Source organism: Enterobacter sp. R-25, assembly GCF_049913205.1.
Classification (GTDB): Bacteria; Pseudomonadota; Gammaproteobacteria; order Enterobacterales; family Enterobacteriaceae; genus Enterobacter; species Enterobacter ludwigii.
Genome location: NZ_CP183982.1, coordinates 1,087,919 through 1,108,311, shown reverse-complemented (window position 1 = coordinate 1,108,311; position 20,393 = coordinate 1,087,919). Strand labels below are relative to the sequence as shown.

Genomic DNA, 20,393 nt, shown 5'->3' with positions numbered 1-20,393 from the left:
TCATAGTCCTGCAATTTTTTTCGACTGCACGTAGAGGATGGCGGTCAGCGGGAGTGAAATCAGGATCATCAGCATCGCGTACGGTGCGGCGGCAACATAATCGATCTCACTGGTCAGCGCCCAGAAACCGGTGGAAAGCGTGCGTGTTCCCAGCGGGGAGAGCAGCAGCGTGGCGGTCAGTTCGTTGCTGACGCCGAGGAAAACAAGCGCAGCCCCCGCGGCGGCACCCGGCGCGGCCAGCCGCATGGTGACGCTCCACAGCGCCTTCGCAGGCGTGCTGCCAAGGCTACGCGCCACGTTTTCCAGCTCTACCGGCGCCTGTGCAATCCCGGCCCGCAGGTTGATGAGCGCGCGGGGCATAAACATCAGCAGATAGGCGAGGAACAATGTAATTTCCGTCTGATAAATGGGGCGGGCGTAATGAATCGTCACCGTTACCAGCGCGAGAGCGGTCACAATCCCCGGCAGCGAGCTGGTGATGTAGATACACCCTTCCAGCATCCGGAAGACGCGGTGCGGATAACGGATACCGAGCCACGCAATGGGGATCACGCAGGCCGTGGTCAGCAGTGCGCCACCCACGCCGAGCATGAGCGTCTGGCGCAGGGAGTGCCAGAGGTCCGCGCTCATCCAGTTCTCAATACCGCCCAGCCAGACCCAGCGACACAGCACAATTAACGGTACGCCCAGCGCCAGCACGATCAGCGTGAGGAAAAACAACTGGCCCAGCGTGGCCGCGACCGGCTTCAGCGGCCAGCGTTTCTGTTCACGTGCGGCCCCGCCGCCGATGCGCGCATAGCGTGCTTTTCCGCGCGTCACCCCTTCCAGCATTAAGATGGCCAGACAGCATAAGGCCAGCACGCCCGCCAGCATATTGGCTGCCGGGCCGCTGAAGGTAGACTGAAACTGGTCATAAATCGCGGTGGTGAACGTATCAAAGCGGATCATCACGTACAGGCCGTATTCCGCCAGCAGGTGCAGCGCGACCAGCAGCGCCCCGCCGCAGATAGCAAGCTTGAGCTGCGGCAACACCACGCGGAAAAAGACCCGCCACGGCGGCGTGCCGAGCGACGCGGCCACATCTTCAAGCGTCGGGTCGAGGCGGCGCAGTACCGCGGCAACCGGCATGTAGATAAACGGGTAGTAGGCTAAAACAGAGAGAAATACTCCCGCGGAAAGACCGTGCAGGGAGGGAACGACGCTCACCCAGGCATAGCTTTGTACAAACGCGGGGATTGCCAGCGGGGCGACCGCCAGCGCAGACCATATTCCCCGCCCGGCCAGCCGGGTACGCTCCGTGAGCCAGGCTATCGCCACGCCGGTCACAATACAAAGCGGAACCGCTAAGGCCGTCAGCCACAGCGTGTTGCTGAGCAACTCAGCAACACGCGGGCGGAACACCAGCGTCTTAATGGTCTCCCAGCCCGTCTCAATGCCAATGGCAATGATAAAACCCAGAGGCAGAAGCGCCATTAATGAAAATAAGACAGCTAACGCAACCATCGGCAGTGCAGGTCGCCTGCGAGCAGGCTCCTGCATCCTGTTTTTTCCGATGTCGAGACTCAGACCAGACATAAGGCGTTCACTTAACTCTCAGGATCACAGCAGGCCGGCTTGCGTCATCAGCTCGATAACTTTTTTGCTGTTAAGCGTTGAAGGTTCCACTTTCGGCGCATCCAGATCTTTCAGCGGAACCAGTTTCGGGTTAGAGGCCGCGTTCACGCCAACCGCATATTCAAACGCGTTGTTGGTGCGCAGGCTCTCCTGACCTTCTTTACCGGTGATCCACTTGATGAATGCCTGAGCCTGTTCTTTGTGTTTGCTGGACGCCAGTACGCCACCGCCGGAAAGGCTGACAAAGGCACCCGGATCCTGATGTTTGAAGTAGTAGAGTTGGGTGTTTTTGCTGTTTTCACCCGTTTTGGACTGATCGACAAAACGGTAGTAGTGATAAATCACACCGCCATCAATCTGGCCGGCGTTAACGGCTTTCATCACGGTGCTGTTACCTTTGTAGGCCACAAAATTGGTTTTCATCGCCTTCAGCCACTCAAGGGTGGCCTGCTCGCCTTTCAGGGCCAGCATCGCACTCACGATCGCCTGGAAATCCGCGCCTGACGGCGATGCCGCCCAGCGGCCTTTCCACTCAGGTTTCGCCAGATCCATCAGCGATGTTGGCAATTGCTGTTCGCTCAATTTTTCCGGGTTATAGACAAACACCGTGCTACGCGCAGCAATCCCGATCCAGCGGCCGTGCGCAGGACGAAATTCCGCAGGCACCTGCTTCAGGGTCTCTGCATCCAGTGGCGCGAACAGTTTGGCATTATCCACCAGAACCATTGAAGGCGAGTTTTCCGTCAGAAACACGTCTGCAGGTGATGCCGTGCCTTCCTGAACCAGCTGGTTACCCAGCTCGCTGTCATCGCCATTACGCAGCGTCACCTTAATACCCGTTTCTTTGGTAAAACCGTCAACCCACGCCTTCACCAGATTTTCATGCTGCGCGTTATAAACAACGATACCTTCGTTGTTATCAGCGGCAAGTGCTTGTGTGGAAAGGAAAAGAGATGAAGACAACAAGGCAAGCGAGAAGCATGACAACAGGCGAGAATTCATGAACATATCCTTTATAGACCAGGGTGATTTACCACGCATAGCGTTGTGGGACAGGATTAAAGCATACAAAAACGCTAATGATAATTAGTATCAATCAAGTTTAGTCGTAAAAGTGTAAAATATTCTTATACAGCGGATAAATATGATAAAAATCCAGATTATAAAAATGGATGAAATAAAGATTAAGAAAACCTTAGGCTGGAAAAATAACAAATATTCATTAGCGTTCTATTTATTTCCCGATTATTTAATCGACAGAATGAGATCGGCATAAACGTGTATTTAGCGTAAAACGGGAGAGTGGAAGCGAAAAAGGGTGAAGGCAGTAAATGGCACGCCCTGTAGGATTCGAACCTACGACCTACGGCTTAGAAGGCCGTTGCTCTATCCAACTGAGCTAAGGGCGCACTGAGAAGAGTGAACTTCGCGGTGGTGAAACGCCTGGAATTATACGGTCAATGACAGGTGAGTCAATGCCTTTTCGGCTTTCAGGGGCAATTACCGCTAGCCGATTGTAAATACGGCTGTTTTTTCAACATTCATCGCTTTTCCGTCGTAGAATTTCGCGCTGCGAAAAGGCTTAGTTGCATTTAAGTAACGCCTGCTGTTTTCATGAGCGTCAGCTCGTCACACTAGTGTGAGGTATCCCGGCCGCCTGGAGGCTGACAGACAACAGGACCATGGAGTGACAGCGCAAAACCTGACCTATACGCCCCCCCGGTTACAGTACCTTTCTCAGGACATCGTCGGCATCAAACTTGAGCCCATCGTCGCCCTCTCCTCTTTACGCAGGGTCGGCGTGGAGGTCCTTAGCGTCCTGTCTGAAACGCAGCATAGCGAAGCCTTTTTCCGCCATCAGTCTGCAGACTGGTCGATAACGCTGCTTGAAGCACAGCTCACCGCGTTAAAAAATACCCCGCACTGTAATAATTTTTTCATTAATCTGCCGATAACCGTCCTGACAGAGCCCGACGCTTTTCAGCGGCTTAGCCGGATAAAATGTCCGCCGCTGAATATTGAACTTGTCGACCCCAGTGCTTTTTTAACGCTGTCAGCCGCGCAGAGGCAGGCCGTTACCCGGAGCCTGTTGCAGCTCATAAGACAAGGTCACGGTATCTGGCTGGATGACATTGATGAAACACTCATCCCGCCCTTTTTATCCTGCCAGTTACCGTTAAGCGGCGTAAAAATCGATAAGGATGCATTCTGGCGTCTACGCGCCACGCCCGCGCTAAGGCAACTGGTGTCCCGGTGCTTTCAGCTTGCCGGGAAAGTGCTTATTGAAGGTATTGAGACTGAGCAGGATTGTACCTGGGCACTGCAGGCAGGCGCAGAACTCGGCCAGGGCTATTACTGGCCGTCCTGGACATGGCCGGAGGATTAAAAAGCCATTTCCAGGGGGGAGGCCATGCGAATGACAGTGCGCCGTTACCGGCGGCGGCGTACAGGAAGTGATGCACTGGGATTTACGCGCTCGCCTTTTGCTCCCCCCTTCTTCGACCGGCTCGAATTTTTGAGTCAGTCCATCAGCCAGCCCCGCAAAACAGACGCTCCGTTTATCATTCTGGTGACGGAGGATCATTTTCTGCGCACCGGTTTTCTCAACGGCCAATTTCCCCTGAGCAGCTGTTGCGACTATCCCACGCTGGAGGATGCGTTTAGCGCCCTGGCCCAGTGGCCTTCCGCCCGTCTGGTGGTGGATATTGAAAGCCGCTCCACTGCGCTGATCGACAAGCTGGATCAGCTCAGAAGGCATAGCCTCTATCCCCCTTTTCTGACGCCCTATCTGTTAGTCAGGGCGGATAATTACGATACTCGCCTGTTCTGCAAAGCGGCGGGCCCTTTTCACGTGCTCGAACGTCAGCTGACGCCGTCTGCTTTCCAGCACAGCCTGATGGATACCAGCCCTCCCCAGGGCTGCGATAAAGACTGGTTCTCCCGCACCGAATGGCCTATTTTGCAGGAGTTATCGCGGGGGAAGACCCTTCGCCAGATAGCGTTGATGCAGAATCGCCCCTATAGCCGCATTATCTATCGTCTCAGCTGCATTCTGTTGAAACTGGGTCTGACCCATCGCCAGGAACTGCTGCACCTTCTCAATAACCTCTCAGACTGCACCTTCTAACCCACCCACTAAGCCCTTATTTCCTAAAGACCTTTAGGAATTTACTTATCAATCATGTTACTTATTTGTTAAATTTTAACAATAATTTCAATTTTATAACTATTCCTAATTTACGGGCTTAAACCATGTGAAATGTCACAGAATGAATAATCTGCAGCACTTTCCTCCGTGCGTTAAGTGTTTGATAAAGGAGTTAATAAGACGATAATGATGTAAAAACAAGCGGCTCGGCGAGACTGCCTGGCAGTCGAAAGCGAAGTCTGTAGTATGTTCTGCTGTACGACGGGAGCCCTTTCCGGCGGCGACCCGATCACTTTCAAACGAAGGTCTGGTGCCCTCTGTGAACACTTTTTCGCCATCCGATCCCGCTTTCAGCCCCTGAAAACGGCCGTCGATTTGTTAACATTTGATCAACATACAGTGTGATATGTCATTTTTTGTTATTACATAAAGATCAAAAGATGCGGTAAATGGGATAACAGGATATTTAAGCTAATTTTAAAAAAATAGCTATTCGGATCCAGAAGATAATACAAAGTAATAAGCGAGGGGTAATTTACAGGGTTTTCGGAAAAAACTTACACGGTATAATAAGACGCGTATCAAATATGAATAAGAAAAACCTTTTTGCCAACACCAGCCAAATGAGATGACCGCGCTGAGGCATAGATTTCTTCACTACGTTAACAAGGATGCTTTCGCTCTTTCCAGGGAAATACTACGGTATAAGGATCTGCACATTTATCCTTCCGGCATTTCGAGAGTTTTAACCAAACTCGGCATAACGCTTTTAACAGTCTGAGGCATTAAAAATGAAACCGGCATCCGTTATCATTATGGACGAACACCCTATCGTCAGAATGTCGATAGAAGTCCTGCTACAGAAAAATAAAAACATCACAGTCAAACTCAAGTCTGGCGACAGCCATGAAGTCCTTGACTGTATCCGTAACCACCCTATCGATCTGGTGATCCTGGACATCGAACTTACGGGCACAGACGGCTTCGCTTTACTGAAGAGAATCAGAAACTTAAATAAAGACATCAAGGTCCTGTTCCTCTCTTCAAAATCCGAGTCTTTTTACGCGGGACGCGCCATTCGCGCCGGGGCAAATGGTTTTGTCAGTAAACGAAAAGATTTGGGCGAGATCTACAACGCCGTTGAAATGATCCTGATGGGCTATTCTTTTTTCCCGTCGGAAACGTTGAATTTTATAAACCATTTGGGTTCGGGGAAAGGGATGGTCGCGGATATGCCATTATCGAATCGTGAGGTGACGGTATTACGTTACCTGGCAAATGGTTTATCCAATAAGGAGATTGCAGAGCAGTTGCTATTAAGCAACAAAACCATCAGCGCACATAAATCCAATATTTATTCCAAGCTGGGTGTGCAAAGCATCGTTGAATTAATTGATTATGCCAAAGCACACGAACTGCTATAACCTGAATTCACTCCCTGCAGCTTATCCGAGCTGCAGGGAGTGCGGTCAGCGCTAATTATAATTAATCATGAAGGTGGCATCAGCATCAGCCCGTCCGGGCTGAGGGTTATCAGCAGTGGCAATATAATTGGCATAAAATGACAATGTCGCATTTCCCTGCGCATCAACCGCTACCGGCTGGCTGGCCTCCTGAAGTGCCAGACGCGTTTTATCCGCATCCCTGATCTCGACGGCAACGTTGCTTGCCGTACTGGCGTCATTGAGCGCCAGTAACCCGTTATTGCTTCCGTCGGCTTTACCCGAAAACGTGATGGACGCCGCACCAGGCGGACAGCCGGTCAGCTTCAGCGTAAACGGCATGGGCTGCGTGCGGCTTCCCGTGGTGCTGAGCTGTTTCGTGGGCCAGGTTCCCAGCGTAACGCTCTTGTCGCTATCGCTGCCCTCGGCCACACAGGTAAAATCAACAATGTTGCCGTACATCTGAATATTGATCTCCCCCAGCGCAGTGGCTGCCTGCGCGCTGGCGTGAAGCATCATCAGTGTCATCGCGGCGAAATGCCAGTTCCGGTTCCGCATCTCTTCCCCTTAATCGTAATCCACACGCAGATAACCCCGCGACGTAAAACGGCCTTCCGCAGGCTTATTCCCCGTCACGCTGACCGGCCAGACCCGGATCCCCACCTGCGCCTGCGCACTGTCGTCGAGCCGGAACGGAATTTTGCTGGTCAGGTTGTTGGGCGTTAGCGGGGTACCGCTTTCGTTGGCAATCACAAACCCCACATCGGGGTTATCCGACACCACCGCGTTGCTGGAGACCTTTTCTGCCTCAACGCGCATCGTCAGCATTGCGTTCGCTTCCACGTTGGTGCATTTGATGGCGATGGTTTTGCTTTGTGCGGTTACCCCTTCCGGTTTGTTACCCGCCCCGGCCTTGCTGAACAGGGAGGCCCCGATATCGCCGAAGTCAAATTCCACGATATTCCCCGCATTGATGGCGCAGCTTTGCGGCACCTGGATGGTCCCGCTGTAGCTGATGGTGTAGACCGGCGAGGTTAACGGATCAGAAGAGGTAGTGGTGACATAGACGCGGAACATGGTCGCCCGCGGGATCACCACCATATTTATAAACCGTCGTGTCACTTTGAGGCGAAAGACGAGGCTGGAATCCTGAACGCCAAACGGTTTGTTTTTAGAGACGTTCGGGTGACTCCCCATCTGGATGTAACTTTTGGGCGGATAAAATACGCCAGCAAAGCTGTCCGTAATTTTCATTGCCCCATCCAGATAGTCGTTGAGTTTCAGGTACTGATAGCCATCACTTGTTCCCGTGACCGGGTAATCGGTAACATAACTACGTTTGGTCGTGTTCCCGGTGGTGCCCTTCGGGCAGACGGCATTCACCCCCACCCACTGCGATTTCTCGCTGAGCGTCACCACCTGTCCGATCTGGTTATTCGAACTGTTAAATTTATCCGTCAGGTCGTAATGAACCTCCGTAGGGACGCCCTTTTCATTCACACACACGGTGGCTAAGGCATTCCCCACGGGCAAAATAGAGAGAAGTGATAAAGCCAGGCAATGGATTTTACTCACAGCGAATCCCCTTAAGTGTGATTGCCTGTTGCAGGCTCTTTTCTGGCAAGCTGTAGTGCGCACGACACTGGGATTGCATCCCGTTGCCCCACTGGATCAGCAGTTCACCTTCCAGCGGCAGGCCACTCAGGTAAATCTGTCCGTCATCGCCCACCATACTGGTGACGCCGCTCTGGGTTTCACGCACCACGGCACCGAATGGCACAGGCTGGTTGCCGCGCGTGACGGTCAGCAGGGCGCGCACGCCAATACGGGTATCAAAGCTGGCGCGCACCAGCGCCCCTTTTGTCGGCACCACGCTGCTCACGTTATTTTCGATATCGGTGTTATTGCTCATGGTGTTGGTATCCAGCGCCACGCGGTTATAGCGGTAGACGGTGGCATACGGCATCACCGCATAGCCACGCCAGTCGGTTTTCACACCGGTCTGGTTTTCCACGCTCACGCCCGATGCTCCCGGCGCTTTGATCAGAACGTTGGTATCACCCAGCGGCTGGCTGAAGGTTACGCCATCCGCATGGCCGACCACGCCGCCGGAGAGCTGCCAGTTGAGATCGTGCTGGTCGCGTGCGTAGTTGTAGCCAACCCCCAGCGTGCCGTAGGTTGCCTGCCAGTTCGCGCTGGCGCTTCCGCTTGAGCCGTTATTGCTGGTGTGGCCCTGGGTCACGCTGTAGTTCAGGTTGCGATCTTCCAGCAACGTCCCACTGACCCCGGTTTGCCAGCTTGTGTCGCCATCACTATTACGGCTGGCTGACGCCGTGGCATAGGCACGGTCAATGGCGCTGTCCCGACGAAAACCCTGGCGGGTAAAGAGGCTGAACGGTACGGAGACGTTAAACGACGCGATTCGGTCCGTGCCGTCTATCCCGACGGATTTGTTCCAAGACCAGGACACGGAGTAGTTGACGCCCTTCACGCCGCCCGCGTACCCCAGTTGATACCAGAGGTTGGACTCATCGGTGCCCCAGTACGTCTGTTCGCTACCGGAGATATAGACCGAGCCGTAATCCCCCAGCGACTGGGAAATATTGAGCTGGAAACGCCCTTTTTTATTCCACGTCAGGTTGTGATAACTCTCCACATCCGGCACACCGTCATCATCCTGGTTGTCGGCATACTGGTAGCCTTCCATTGAACGCCACGCGACATCGTCCAGGGTGTAGAACCCTTTTGTGGAGTAGCGGTAGCCCAGCAGCTGGAAGTTGGTTCCGAATCCGTTAAGCGATTTTGCATAGAGGAAACGCAGCGACTGCCCTTCATGGCGGCTGTCATCCGCGAGCTGGCTGCGGGCATGGGTGATATCGAGCGACACCGCCCCCCAGTCACCGAGGTTTTTCCCGGCCCCGATGGCCACCGCGGTATAACGTGACGCGAGTTGGGTACCGCCGTACAGCGTGTAGCCGTCGCCAAGCCCGGTAATCAACGTACCCTGCGTGAAGAATGGCGTATCCTGTTCGCTGTTGCCGCTGCGGTAATCCCCGGCCACCAGGTCATATTTCCAGCGACCTTCGCGCTGCAGGAGGGGCACGGTGGAATACGGCACGGTATAGCGCTGCTGGCTGCTATCCTTCTCTTCAACCGTCACCTCAAGGTCACCGCTTGACGAGGTTGGGTTAAGATCGGTGATGGCAAAGGCGCCAGGCTGTACATAGCTTTGATAGATAACGTAGCCGTTTTGTCGAACGACCACTTTGGCGGGCGTTCGGGCGATGCCGCGAACGGTTGGCGCGTAGCCCTGCAGGCTGTCCGGGTACATGCTGTCAGACGAGAAGAGCCGCCCGCCGCGAAAACCCACGCTGTCGAAAACGTCATTACCGGTATTGCTGTCACCCAGCACCAGCTCGCTTTTCAGCGGGATCACGGTGCGCTGCGCCCAGGTGCCAATATTCTGCCAGTTGCTGTGCCGCTGCCCGTTATTCTGCGTGTAACGCCATGCGCCATTATTGCGTAAACGCCACGCGCCGTAGTTCAGCCCGCTCTGCAGGTTCAGATAATAGCTGTCGTCCTCGCTCCCGCGGTTGCCGGTAAAGCTGTAGTTCACCAGCGCGGCAGGGATCCCTTCATCCCATTGATCGGGCGGAATATAACCGCGTGCGCTGTTCTGCATCGCCACCTGTGGCAGGCTGATATTCAGGCGCAACGAGGCAAAGTTGAACGCGATCTCACTGCCGGGAATAGCCTTCGCCAGGGGTATACAGGTCTCCCCTTTCACGTTAACCAGCTCAGGAAAGGCTGCGATATTGACGCCAAAACGCTCCAGCATCACGCGCGTAATGCACGGCGACAGCCCACCGGCAACCGGCGGTGTATTGTCGGCCTGCTCGAAGCGCACATCCTGCGTCGCGATAAACTCATCGTTACGCCAGATATCCACGCGATAAACGCCAGGCGCCTGCTGGTGACCTTGTTCAAAACGCGATAAATCCGCCACGTTGGCGGTGTCATCGGACAAGAAGGCCGGGTTAAAGTAGCTTTCGCTCCAGCCAGCCTGTGGCCAGAGCGCTGCCATCAGCGCCAGTGCGACCGGGCAGTAACGTCCCTGGTGATTATTCATCGCCCTGACTCTGCTCACAGGTTGACGCTACGCGCCGGCGTAATGGCACCGTAGTCATTCACGCTCTGCCAGGAGAGCGTACCGCTTGCGGCGGCTGGCAGTACCTGCTGCGCCGAGTTTTTAGGCGCAACCATCAGGTTATCCAGCGTCTGTCCGCCCAGCTTCATATTGACCAGCGTGATGTAATACGGCGAAGCGTTACTGACTTTGAGGTGGTTGCCGACGCGCTCAAAACGCAGCTGCGAGAGCGCCTCTTCCGGCTGCATCGGCAGATTTGTCGGGCGGACAAACAGCTTGATCCGCGACAGGATAGCCAGCTGCAGCACGTTATTGTTTTCCGTTTTCGCTTTGTTCACGGACGGGATCGCTTTCACGTTCATGTAGAAGAGCGATTCACGATCGGCAGGCAGCGCGGGCCCGGCATAAATAATGCGCAGCGTGTTTTCGCTGTCCGGCTCGCTGACAAACAGCGGCGGGGTCACGGCAAAGGTTTTTTCTTTTTGCCCGTTCGCATTTTCGATCCACGCGTTGATTAAATAGCGCTCTTGTTTATTGCTGTTGGTGATCGCCAGCGAAGTTTGCTTTGCATCTGCCGGATAAATAACGCGGGTGGCCCCCAGCGCAATACCGCCGGAAGCATTTGCGCATGCAGAAACCATCATTAAAATTAACGATAAAAACAGTCCTGGTTTAATTAGGGTATTCATCACAACCGTACCTTTAATAATGTGTTCGCAGGTGTTATGGATAAATCAACGTAAACCAGACATCCGACTGAATATTGCCTGGCACGAGGTGTTCGGAAATAGCCCGATAGCGGGCGCTAAAATGAAACGCAAGCTCACTGGTATTCACCGGCAACCAGCTGACGGCCGTTGCGTTCGGGATAATCTGACGTTGTTGTTCGTCAAAAAGAGCCAGCCCGACGCCGCTGCTTATCGGTGATTCACCTGGCCGCGATGTCGCCAGAAAAACCTGCGGATCTTCTGCTGGCGTAACGCCCTGAAACTGGATCCCCACGGTGCGCGAGACATCCACGCTGCAATCCAGCAGCCGCACGGTGAAGGGCACATTGACCGTGGAAAAACTGCCCACACCGGAAAATGAATTGGTTCGGTACTGCCCCATTTCGATGCGCATGTTCTGGCTGTCGGGTGCCACGGCGCAGCCGCCGTTCACCAGTTCACCTCTGAGATGAACTTTGCCGCCGTCGATCACCACGGTATGTGCTGAGGCCTGGCAGGCCATCGCAAGGGTTAACAGCAGTAGTGTTCCGGTCCTTGTCATCCTTCGTTCCTGGCCTTAGCGTATGACGGCCTCTTCCCTGAGGCCTGAACATCCCTGTGCGGAGGAATTACTCGTATTTCATTACGAAAGTGGCGTCAGCGTTTGCCTGGCCTGGCTCGGTGGTCGCAGCCGTTGATTTGTAACGTGCGGTGAAGTTCAGGGTGTTAGTCCCTTCGATCAGGTTCTGCGCGGCAGAGAAGGTTGAACCATCTGGAGTCAGGGTGGTGGATTTGCTGTCGAGGATCTCGATGCCCACGCCCTTCGCGGAGTTGTCGTTGTTACCAGAGGTTACCGCCAGCAGGGTTTTGTCGGTTGCGTCGATCTGACCGGTGAACGCAACTGCGGCCGTTTTCGCAACCAGCGGGTCACAATCATTCAGTTCAATGGTGAACGGAATATTAGAGGTGGTGTCACCCACTTTCGTGAACTTCGCGGTACGGTATTGGCCCAGGTTAACCGTCTGCTCGGAAGAATCAGTATTTACTGAACATGCAGCATTAACCAGTTCACCTTTAAAGTGTACGGTACCGCCATTTACGGTAACCGGAGTGGCTGTATCTTCTGCATTTGCGGCACCCGCAACCAGGGCCAGAGTAGCAATAACAGTAGAAGCAATGTTGCTGAGTTTCATGTCTATTCCTTTAAAATGTAAATAACCCTTCCCGCGAATAATCGGGAATAAGAAATACGTTCAATTGATTAATTGAAAGCTTATTTCGGAGGAGACAAAGTAGCTCATGAATGTATTTTAAAATATGTCAAAACGCTGTCATTTCGCCAGGTCACATCCTAATCCTGCCTAAGAAATTGACCATCCCCTCAGAAGGGTTTTTACGGCCTCCTGATGAAAACTCGCAAAGGGTGACTGACAGCGGCGCTCGCTTCTGACAAAATACAGGCAATCCCCCCTTTCAAACGTTACAGACGGAATCTTCTCTCTGATGGCAGCAAAGATTATTGACGGTAAAACGATTGCGCAGCAGGTGCGCTCTGAGGTCGCGGAAAAAGTGAAGGCGCGTAAAGCTGCCGGAAAACGCGCCCCCGGGCTGGCCGTTGTGCTGGTCGGCAGCAACCCGGCATCGCAGATTTATGTCGGCAGCAAACGCAAAGCGTGTGAAGAGGTGGGGTTCGTCTCCCGCTCTTACGATTTGCCGGAAACCACCAGCGAAGCAGAGCTGCTGGAACTTATTGATACCCTGAATGCCGACAACGCGATCGACGGTATTCTGGTTCAGCTGCCGCTGCCAGCCGGCATCGACAACGTGAAGGTGCTGGAACGTATCGCCCCCGACAAAGACGTTGACGGTTTCCACCCGTACAACGTGGGCCGTCTGTGCCAGCGCGCCCCTCGTCTGCGTCCGTGCACGCCGCGCGGAATCGTTACGCTGCTGGAGCGTTATAACATCGATACCTACGGTCTGAACGCCGTGGTCATTGGCGCATCAAACATTGTTGGCCGTCCGATGAGCATGGAGCTGCTGCTCGCTGGTTGCACCACCACCGTGACCCACCGCTTCACCAAAAATCTGCGTCATCACGTAGAAAACGCCGATCTGCTGATCGTGGCGGTCGGGAAGCCGGGCTTTATTCCGGGTGAATGGATTAAAGAAGGCGCGATCGTTGTGGACGTCGGTATTAACCGTCTGGAAAACGGGAAAGTGGTCGGTGACGTGGTTTACGAAGATGCTGCGGCTCGCGCCTCTTACATTACCCCAGTACCGGGCGGCGTAGGCCCGATGACCGTTGCCACACTGATTCAGAATACTTTGCAGGCATGCGAAGAGTACCACGACGTAGAGGACGCGTAAGATGGCCACATTTTCATTAGGTAAACATCCGCACGTTGAGCTGTGCGATCTGCTGAAGCTGGAAGGCTGGACCGAAAGCGGCGCACAGGCCAAAATCGCCATTGCCGACGGGCTTGTTAAGGTGGACGGCGCAGTGGAAACCCGCAAGCGCTGCAAAATTGTCGCGGGTCAGACCGTGAGCTTTGAAGGGCAAACCGTGACGGTGACCGCCTGATGCTCTCCCCCTCTCCCGTCGGGAGAGGGAACCCACATTTCCCCACACCCATCACGGTTAATTATCGATCGACTTCAAATAATCACTATTTCATCTGTTGAAAAGTGAAAATTCTGTTGCGCGTTTTTCACTCTTTCCCCACGATAAGTAGAACGTTCTACTAAAACGTTCTACTTACAATAACAGCGCCAAAAAAAGCGCTACTCGGGGGAAATCAGCATGAGTCTGATATCAGGGTTTGTTAAATCGCTATCTAAATTATCGATGATTGGTCGCGCGTTAATGCTGCCAATTTCACTGCTTCCCGCTGCGGGCCTGCTGCTGGCCTTTGGCGATAAGTTTCACCTGCCGCTGATGATGAACGCGGGCGGGGTTATCTTTGATAACCTGCCGATGCTGTTTGCCATTGGTTCCGCCGTGGGGCTGGCATCCGAGTCCGGCATTGCCGCGCTCTCGGCGGCGGTCTCGGTGTTTGTCACCAACATCACCATCAGCACCGTCTTGAGCATCACGCCGGAAATGGCGTCTCAGGGCGGCAAATACGCGATGGTGGTCGGCATCCCGACGTTGCAGATGGGCGTCTTCGGCGGCCTGATCTGCGGGATTCTCGCCGCCTGGTGCTATAACCGTTTCCACACCCTGCAGCTGCCAGAGTTCCTCGGGTTCTTCTCCGGGAAACGCTTTGTGGCGATTGCGACAGCGTTTCTCTCTTTCCTGCTCGGCCTGCTGTTGCCGTATGTCTGGCAGCATATCCAGGCGGGCATCGATGCGCTCTCCGTGGTGGTTAATGGCGATAATCAGGCAGCCTCGACCTTTATCTTTGGTCTGGTGGAACGTGCGCTGATCCCGCTCGGCCTGCACCACATCTGGTATCCCTCTTTCTGGTATTCGTTTGGGGATTACACCACCCAGGCCGGTCAGGTGATTCACGGCGACCAGACCATCTGGTTCAAGATGCTGGAAGAAGGGGTCAAATCCTTCAGCAGTGACAGCTACCAGAACGCCGGTAAGTTCATGCAGGGTGAATTCCCGCTGATGCTGTTCGCGCTGCCTGCGGCGTGTCTGGCGATGTACCACGAAGCGCACACCAAAAATAAGAAAATCGCGGCCGGTATTTTATTCTCTGCGGCGCTCACCTGCTTCCTGACGGGGATCACCGAGCCGGTTGAATTTACCTTTATCTTCGTCGCCCCTATTCTGTACGTCTTTAACGCCATCATGGCCGGTCTGGCGTACATGACCATGTATCTGCTGCATGCGCATATCGCCAAGTCGTTCTCTGCGGGCTTTATCGACTACCTGTCGTTCGGGATCCTGCCGTCATTTAACGGCTACAAAACCAACTTCCTGAACGCCATTATTATCGGCATTCCGATGGGCCTGATTTACTACTTCACGTTCCGCTTTGTGATCCGTCGTTTCGACGTGAAAACGCCGGGCCGTACAGAAGTGACCGCCAGTGCGGACGATAAGTCAGATTCAGAACTCGCTACAGAGATCATCAACCTGCTGGGCGGCGCGCACAACATCGACTCCGTCGGCTCCTGCATCACCCGTCTGCGCCTGGAAGTGGCAAAAAGTGAAGCAGTTGATAAGGACGGTCTGAACGGCCTTGGCGCCCGCGGCGTAGTGTTCGTCGGTGATAACGGTATTCAGGTGATTTTCGGTGCCAGAGCACAGTTTATCGCCCAGACCATGTCCACCATGATTGGCAAATAATAAGATGCCTGAACGACACGTCTCCTGTACGCTGGGGGACGTTGTCTTATCTGGCTGATAATCGGTAAATTTCAGGGAGCGGTTTTGAAGAAAGTCAGCATTATTGATGTCGCAAAGCATGCGGGCGTTTCGGTCTCCACCGTGTCGCTGGTGCTGCGCCAGAAAGGGAAGATTTCAGACGCAACGATCGCGAAGGTCAATGCTGCCATCACTACGCTGGGCTATGTTCATAACGTCGCCGCTGCCAACCTCCGCGCTAACACCTCCAACCTGATCGGCCTGATCCTGCGCGACTTTAGCGACAGCTTTTCCATTAAGGTGATGGCGAGCATCGTCCAGGAGCTGGAGAGACAGGGGTATATGGTTTTTCTCGGCCAGCCGCTGAACGACCATGAACATCTTGAGCGCTGCCTGCTGTCGTTTAAACAGCAGGGGGTCGCCGGCGTTATCTATCTGGCCTCTGATACCCGGGCATCCTCGCTGCCGGAACACATCCGCCAGTGCCCGCTGCCGCTGGTGGTGGTCTCTCAGTCCCTGCTGGATGAAAAATGCAATCTGGTGATGCGCGACAACCGCCAGGCGGCGAACCTTGCCGCGCGTTATCTTATCGAGCGCGGACACCGCAACATTGCCTACATTGGGGGTCGTGAAGGCTGCCTTATCCGCGAGCAACGTCTGCTCGGCTTTCGCAGCGCGATGACCCAGAACGGCCTGGTCTGGCGTGAGGAATACTCGCCTGCGTGTAGCGATGACACGCTGGCCGCAGGTTTCGCCACCCGCCAGCTGCTGGAAAAAAACAACACCATTACCGCCCTGCTCTGCCACTCACCGGATGCGATGATCGGCTCCATCTCCGGCATTCATCAGGTGGGGCGCACCGTGGGGAAAGATGTGTTTCTCACCCAGCAGGTCGCGCTGGTTGGTTTTGAAGATATGTTGCACGTGAACCTGACGTCTCCCTCGTTTACCTACGTTTCCTCCGCCAGTGAGGAGACAGGGCGTCAGGCGGCGGGGTTGATCATCCGCAAGTTAAAAGAGCCGGATCTGCAAACACAGCGTATCACCCTTTCCGGGCAGCTTATTGCCCGGGAATCGGCGTAAATAAGACGCTAACACCATCCTCATTGCGCCCATTCGCTGCTATATTTCCCTGCTTTGCCATGGATAATTGCAATGCCTACCGTTATCACCCACGCTGCAGTGCCTTTGTGTCTGGGTTTAGGCCTGGGAAGTAAAATCATCCCTCCCCGCCTGCTGTTTGCCGGCGTCGTCCTCGCCATGCTGCCGGACGCCGACGTGCTGGCGTTTAAGTTCGGCGTTGCCTACGGCAATGTGTTCGGCCACCGCGGCTTTACCCACTCCCTGCTGTTTGCCTTTGTGGTGCCGATACTTTGCGTACTGATGGGCCGACGATGGTTTCGGGCAAGCCTGACCCGCTGCTGGCTGTTCTTAACCGTGTCTCTGCTGTCGCACAGCTTGCTGGATTCCATCACCACCGGTGGGAAAGGCGTCGGCTGGCTGTGGCCGTGGTCAGATGAACGGTTTTTTGCACCGTGGCAGGTCATTAAGGTCGCGCCGTTTGCGCTGTCACGCTATACCACGCCCTACGGGCATCAGGTGATTATGTCGGAGCTGCTGTGGGTGTGGCTGCCAGGGGTTGTGCTGATGGGGCTGTTGTGGTGGAAGCGGAGGTAAAAGCAAAACGGCAACCCAGTTGCCGTTTTAGTATTTGCACCCTCTCCCGGTGGGAGAGGGCATCAGCGCGCACCAGAATTATTTTCGACGCCAGGTGGTTCCCTGCGGGCCATCTTCCAGAATGATGCCCATTTCCGTCAGACGGTTACGCGCGGCATCTGCTGCCGCCCAGTCTTTCGCCTGACGCGCTTCCAGACGCGCGTTGATAAGTTGCTCAATCTCCGCCACTTCGCTATCGTCCGCCTGCGCACCGCTTTGCAGGAACAGATCCGGTTCCTGCTCCAGCAGACCCAGTACCGAAGAGAGCTTACGCAGATGGGAGGCCAATGCATTCGCCGCCGCCATATCTTCTGACTTCAGACGGTTAACTTCACGCGCCATATCAAACAGCACGGAGTAGGCTTCCGGCGTGTTGAAGTCATCGTTCATCACGTCAATAAAGCGCGCTTCAAACGCCTCACCGCCTGCCGCGGGTACAGATTTATCGGTACCGCGCAGGGCAGTGTACAGACGCTCCAGCGCCGCACGCGCCTGTTTCAGGTTCTCTTCGCTGTAGTTCAGCTGGCTGCGATAGTGACCAGACATCAGGAAGTAGCGCACGGTTTCCGCATCGTAATATTTCAGCACGTCGCGCACGGTGAAGAAGTTGCCCAGAGATTTAGACATCTTCTCACGGTCCACCATCACCATACCGGAGTGCATCCAGTAGTTCACGTACTCGCCGCCATGCGCACAGGTTGACTGTGCAATTTCGTTTTCATGGTGCGGGAACATCAGATCCGAACCGCCACCGTGAATATCGAAATGTTTGCCCAGCTGTTTGCAGTTCATCGCCGAACACTCAATGTGCCAGCCAGGACGCCCTTCGCCCCACGGGGAAGGCCAGCTTGGTTCGCCCTCTTTGGACATCTTCCACAGCACGAAGTCCATCGGGTTACGCTTCACGTCCACCACATCAACGCGCGCACCGGCCTGCAGCTGATCCAGATCCTGACGGGAAAGCTGACCGTAGGTAGGGTCAGTCGGCACGGAGAACATCACGTCACCGTTATCGGCCACATAGGCGTGACCACGTTCGATCAGCTTTTCGGTGATGTCGATAATTTCGTGGATATGGTGGGTGGCACGCGGCTCGCTGTCCGGACGCTGAATATTCAGGGCGTCGAAATCTTTGTGCATTTCCGCGATCATACGATCCACCAGCGCAACAAAGCTTTCGCCATTTTCGTTCGCACGCTTGATGATTTTGTCGTCGATGTCGGTGATGTTACGCACGTATTTCAGGTTGTAGCCCAGAAAACGCAGGTAGCGCGAGACAACGTCGAAAGCAACAAAGGTACGGCCATGGCCGATATGACAGAGATCGTAAACCGTAATACCACACACGTACATGCCGACTTCCCCGGCATGGATAGGTTTAAATTCCTCTTTTTGGCGCGTCATTGTATTAAAGATTTTTAACATCGAAGATTCCATGTAAACACGTGTGTGGTTGAAAACCGGTTATTCTACCTGTAATTCAAACCTGAAGCAGCACACAATGCAAGGTGATCGCATCCTGTGGTTATGCTATAACAAGCCCCTATAGATGACCCAAACGCGGGTCGACGTACCACAATAACGGAACAGGATGCAAAAATGGTTACTTTCCACACTAATCATGGCGATATCGTAATCAAAACCTTTGATGACAAAGCGCCTGAAACAGTTAAAAACTTCCTGGACTACTGCCGCGAAGGTTTCTACAACAACACTATTTTCCACCGCGTGATCAACGGCTTTATGATCCAGGGCGGCGGTTTCGAACCTGGCATGAACCAGAAAGCGACGAAAGAAGCGATCAAAAACGAAGCGAACAACGGTCTGAAAAACACCCGTGGTACGCTGGCGATGGCGCGTACGCAGGCTCCTCACTCTGCAACAGCCCAGTTCTTCATCAACGTTGCTGACAACGACTTCCTGAACTTCTCCGGCGAAAGCCTGCAGGGTTGGGGCTACTGCGTCTTCGCAGAAGTGGTTGAAGGTATGGACGTAGTCGACAAAATCAAAGCCGTGGCGACCGGCCGCAGCGGCATGCATCAGGACGTTCCAAAAGAAGACGTCGTGATTAACAGCGTGACCGTCAGCGAGTAATTCGTGGCGACACTCTTTATTGCAGATTTGCACCTGCAAACAGAAGAACCGGCGATAACCGCCGGTTTTCTGCGTTTTTTACGCGGTGAAGCGAAAAGTGCCGATGCACTTTACATTCTGGGTGACCTGTTTGAAGCCTGGATTGGCGACGACGATCCCAACCCGCTGCACCGTGAGATGGCGGCTGCCATTAACGCGCTGGTCGATTCCGGCGTCCCCTGCTTCTTTATCCACGGCAATCGTGATTTCCTGCTCGGCAAGCGCTACGCCCGCGAAAGCGGCATGACGCTACTGCCGGAAGAGCAGGTACTCGACCTTTATGGCCGAAAGGTGTTAATCATGCACGGTGACACACTTTGCACTGACGACACCGGCTATCAGGCGTTTCGCGCTAAGGTTCATACCCCGTGGATCCAAAAACTATTCCTGGCTCTGCCGCTGTTTCTCCGCAAGCGGATCGCAGCCAGAATGCGTGCAGACAGTAAGGCCGCCAACAGCGGAAAATCCATGGCCATTATGGACGTTAATCCCCAGGCGGTAGTCAGGGTCATGGAAAAACACCGCGTTCAGTGGTTGATCCACGGTCATACTCATCGTCCCGATGTGCATACCCTTACCGCCAACGGCGAAGCGGCCCACCGCGTCGTCCTGGGGGCCTGGCACAGCGAAGGTTCTATGGTCAGCGTCACGCCTGACGGTGTGGAACTGATCGCTTTCCCGTTTTAACCCGCCAAAAAATCATTCTATTTTTTTGAACAATATCGGCAAATTGTTTCGATTTTAATCAGCCCGTGGTCGGCCTATTATTTATCACATCAGGGCAACACGCCCTATCCCAGATAAAAAATTTAAGGAATACGACCATGAAATCCATCAAAATTTTCGTTGCTGTTGCCGCACTCTCTCTGATCTCTTTCGGTTCTTTTGCTCAGAGCGTCAGCGCCACGGCCTCTACCCTTGACCGCGCAGAAGCGAAAATTGCCGCTCAGGCTGCTGAACAGGGCGCGTCTTACAAAATCACCAGCGCTCAGTTTAACAACCGCGTTCACATGACGGCAGAACTGACTAAATAAGACGTCTGCTGACCGTGCCGCCCGTCAAAAGCACATCAAAGCACATCGATGCCTGATAAAACAGACCGCCAGAACGCGGTCTGTTTTGTTATCTCCTGAGGGCCACAACGGCTCAGTTTTTAACCGCGCAA

General features: G+C 54.2%; 20 protein-coding genes and 1 tRNA gene. 11 read left to right on the top strand and 10 right to left on the bottom strand.

Annotated elements, in window-relative coordinates:
* The 3 genes from ACN9MQ_RS05240 to ACN9MQ_RS05230 all read right to left on the bottom strand — a co-directional run bounded on the left by ACN9MQ_RS05240 (nucleotide 1) and on the right by ACN9MQ_RS05230 (nucleotide 3,023).
* Nucleotides 1–1,575, bottom strand: coding sequence for an ABC transporter permease (locus tag ACN9MQ_RS05240; protein ID WP_014168956.1), 1,575 nt, complete (start codon nucleotides 1,573–1,575; stop codon nucleotides 1–3).
* Between the two features lie 24 nt (nucleotides 1,576–1,599).
* The gene (locus ACN9MQ_RS05235; RefSeq protein WP_032677574.1) at nucleotides 1,600–2,616 is read right to left on the bottom strand and encodes an iron ABC transporter substrate-binding protein; all 1,017 of its coding nucleotides are present in this window, start codon (nucleotides 2,614–2,616) and stop codon (nucleotides 1,600–1,602) included.
* 330 nt (nucleotides 2,617–2,946) lie between these two features.
* Nucleotides 2,947–3,023 (bottom strand) — tRNA-Arg (locus ACN9MQ_RS05230).
* A gap of 278 nt (nucleotides 3,024–3,301) precedes the next feature.
* On the opposite strand from ACN9MQ_RS05230, the gene ACN9MQ_RS05225 reads away from it, so the two are divergent.
* From ACN9MQ_RS05225 to fimZ, 3 genes are all read left to right on the top strand, one after another.
* Nucleotides 3,302–4,000 carry an EAL domain-containing protein gene (locus ACN9MQ_RS05225; RefSeq protein WP_134178872.1) on the top strand — a complete coding sequence of 233 codons (699 nt, stop codon included), beginning with the start codon at nucleotides 3,302–3,304 and terminating at the stop codon, nucleotides 3,998–4,000.
* Between the two features lie 24 nt (nucleotides 4,001–4,024).
* Nucleotides 4,025–4,741 carry a helix-turn-helix transcriptional regulator gene (locus tag ACN9MQ_RS05220; RefSeq protein ID WP_032677572.1) on the top strand — a complete coding sequence of 239 codons (717 nt, stop codon included), beginning with the start codon at nucleotides 4,025–4,027 and terminating at the stop codon, nucleotides 4,739–4,741.
* A gap of 812 nt (nucleotides 4,742–5,553) precedes the next feature.
* Nucleotides 5,554–6,186 carry a fimbria biosynthesis transcriptional regulator FimZ gene (gene fimZ / locus ACN9MQ_RS05215; RefSeq protein ID WP_014168952.1) on the top strand — a complete coding sequence of 211 codons (633 nt, stop codon included), beginning with the start codon at nucleotides 5,554–5,556 and terminating at the stop codon, nucleotides 6,184–6,186.
* 51 nt (nucleotides 6,187–6,237) lie between these two features.
* Here the strand turns inward: fimZ and sfmF are convergent, their stop codons facing one another.
* The 6 genes from sfmF to fimA all read right to left on the bottom strand — a co-directional run bounded on the left by sfmF (nucleotide 6,238) and on the right by fimA (nucleotide 12,251).
* On the bottom strand, nucleotides 6,238–6,762 hold the full coding sequence (gene sfmF / locus ACN9MQ_RS05210; protein WP_047356118.1) for a fimbria assembly protein: 525 nt from the start codon (nucleotides 6,760–6,762) through the stop codon (nucleotides 6,238–6,240).
* A gap of 9 nt (nucleotides 6,763–6,771) precedes the next feature.
* Nucleotides 6,772–7,779: a type 1 fimbria D-mannose specific adhesin FimH gene (gene fimH, locus ACN9MQ_RS05205; protein WP_020885154.1), complete on the bottom strand. Its 1,008-nt coding sequence runs from the start codon at nucleotides 7,777–7,779 to the stop codon at nucleotides 6,772–6,774.
* Nucleotides 7,772–10,333 (bottom strand): fimbrial biogenesis usher protein, encoded by a 2,562-nt coding sequence (locus ACN9MQ_RS05200; protein WP_426021406.1) that lies wholly within the window; start codon nucleotides 10,331–10,333, stop codon nucleotides 7,772–7,774. The genes fimH and ACN9MQ_RS05200 overlap by 8 nt, the downstream gene beginning before the upstream one ends.
* Nucleotides 10,334–10,347: 14 nt before the next feature.
* The gene (gene fimC, locus ACN9MQ_RS05195; protein WP_020885156.1) at nucleotides 10,348–11,040 is read right to left on the bottom strand and encodes a type 1 fimbria chaperone FimC; all 693 of its coding nucleotides are present in this window, start codon (nucleotides 11,038–11,040) and stop codon (nucleotides 10,348–10,350) included.
* Between the two features lie 34 nt (nucleotides 11,041–11,074).
* Complete coding sequence (gene fimI, locus ACN9MQ_RS05190) at nucleotides 11,075–11,620, bottom strand: type 1 fimbrial protein subunit FimI (RefSeq protein ID WP_020885157.1); 546 nt, start codon at nucleotides 11,618–11,620, stop codon at nucleotides 11,075–11,077.
* 67 nt (nucleotides 11,621–11,687) lie between these two features.
* Nucleotides 11,688–12,251: a type 1 fimbrial major subunit FimA gene (gene fimA, locus ACN9MQ_RS05185; RefSeq protein ID WP_020885158.1), complete on the bottom strand. Its 564-nt coding sequence runs from the start codon at nucleotides 12,249–12,251 to the stop codon at nucleotides 11,688–11,690.
* 310 nt (nucleotides 12,252–12,561) lie between these two features.
* On the opposite strand from fimA, the gene folD reads away from it, so the two are divergent.
* The 5 genes from folD (at nucleotide 12,562) to ACN9MQ_RS05160 (ending at nucleotide 17,056) form a co-directional block, all read left to right on the top strand.
* Nucleotides 12,562–13,428: a bifunctional methylenetetrahydrofolate dehydrogenase/methenyltetrahydrofolate cyclohydrolase FolD gene (gene folD, locus ACN9MQ_RS05180; protein ID WP_014168945.1), complete on the top strand. Its 867-nt coding sequence runs from the start codon at nucleotides 12,562–12,564 to the stop codon at nucleotides 13,426–13,428.
* A 1-nt stretch (nucleotide 13,429) separates the two neighbouring features.
* Nucleotides 13,430–13,642, top strand: coding sequence for a ribosome-associated protein YbcJ (gene ybcJ, locus ACN9MQ_RS05175; RefSeq protein ID WP_014168944.1), 213 nt, complete (start codon nucleotides 13,430–13,432; stop codon nucleotides 13,640–13,642).
* Nucleotides 13,643–13,861: 219 nt separating this feature from the next.
* Nucleotides 13,862–15,361 carry a PTS transporter subunit EIIC gene (locus ACN9MQ_RS05170; RefSeq protein WP_014168943.1) on the top strand — a complete coding sequence of 500 codons (1,500 nt, stop codon included), beginning with the start codon at nucleotides 13,862–13,864 and terminating at the stop codon, nucleotides 15,359–15,361.
* Nucleotides 15,362–15,445: 84 nt separating this feature from the next.
* Nucleotides 15,446–16,462 carry a Mal regulon transcriptional regulator MalI gene (gene malI / locus ACN9MQ_RS05165; RefSeq protein ID WP_014168942.1) on the top strand — a complete coding sequence of 339 codons (1,017 nt, stop codon included), beginning with the start codon at nucleotides 15,446–15,448 and terminating at the stop codon, nucleotides 16,460–16,462.
* A 72-nt stretch (nucleotides 16,463–16,534) separates the two neighbouring features.
* Nucleotides 16,535–17,056 (top strand): metal-dependent hydrolase, encoded by a 522-nt coding sequence (locus ACN9MQ_RS05160; protein ID WP_025204825.1) that lies wholly within the window; start codon nucleotides 16,535–16,537, stop codon nucleotides 17,054–17,056.
* Nucleotides 17,057–17,134: 78 nt separating this feature from the next.
* Here the strand turns inward: ACN9MQ_RS05160 and cysS are convergent, their stop codons facing one another.
* Nucleotides 17,135–18,520: a cysteine--tRNA ligase gene (gene cysS, locus ACN9MQ_RS05155; protein ID WP_020885161.1), complete on the bottom strand. Its 1,386-nt coding sequence runs from the start codon at nucleotides 18,518–18,520 to the stop codon at nucleotides 17,135–17,137.
* Between the two features lie 174 nt (nucleotides 18,521–18,694).
* Between cysS and ppiB the strand changes: the two genes are divergently transcribed.
* The 3 genes from ppiB (at nucleotide 18,695) to ACN9MQ_RS05140 (ending at nucleotide 20,262) form a co-directional block, all read left to right on the top strand.
* Nucleotides 18,695–19,189: a peptidylprolyl isomerase B gene (gene ppiB, locus ACN9MQ_RS05150; protein ID WP_014168939.1), complete on the top strand. Its 495-nt coding sequence runs from the start codon at nucleotides 18,695–18,697 to the stop codon at nucleotides 19,187–19,189.
* Nucleotides 19,190–19,192: 3 nt separating this feature from the next.
* Nucleotides 19,193–19,915: a UDP-2,3-diacylglucosamine diphosphatase gene (lpxH, locus tag ACN9MQ_RS05145; RefSeq protein ID WP_426021407.1), complete on the top strand. Its 723-nt coding sequence runs from the start codon at nucleotides 19,193–19,195 to the stop codon at nucleotides 19,913–19,915.
* 137 nt (nucleotides 19,916–20,052) lie between these two features.
* Nucleotides 20,053–20,262 (top strand): YdgH/BhsA/McbA-like domain containing protein, encoded by a 210-nt coding sequence (locus ACN9MQ_RS05140; RefSeq protein WP_040021483.1) that lies wholly within the window; start codon nucleotides 20,053–20,055, stop codon nucleotides 20,260–20,262.
* Nucleotides 20,263–20,393: the final 131 nt, after the last annotated feature.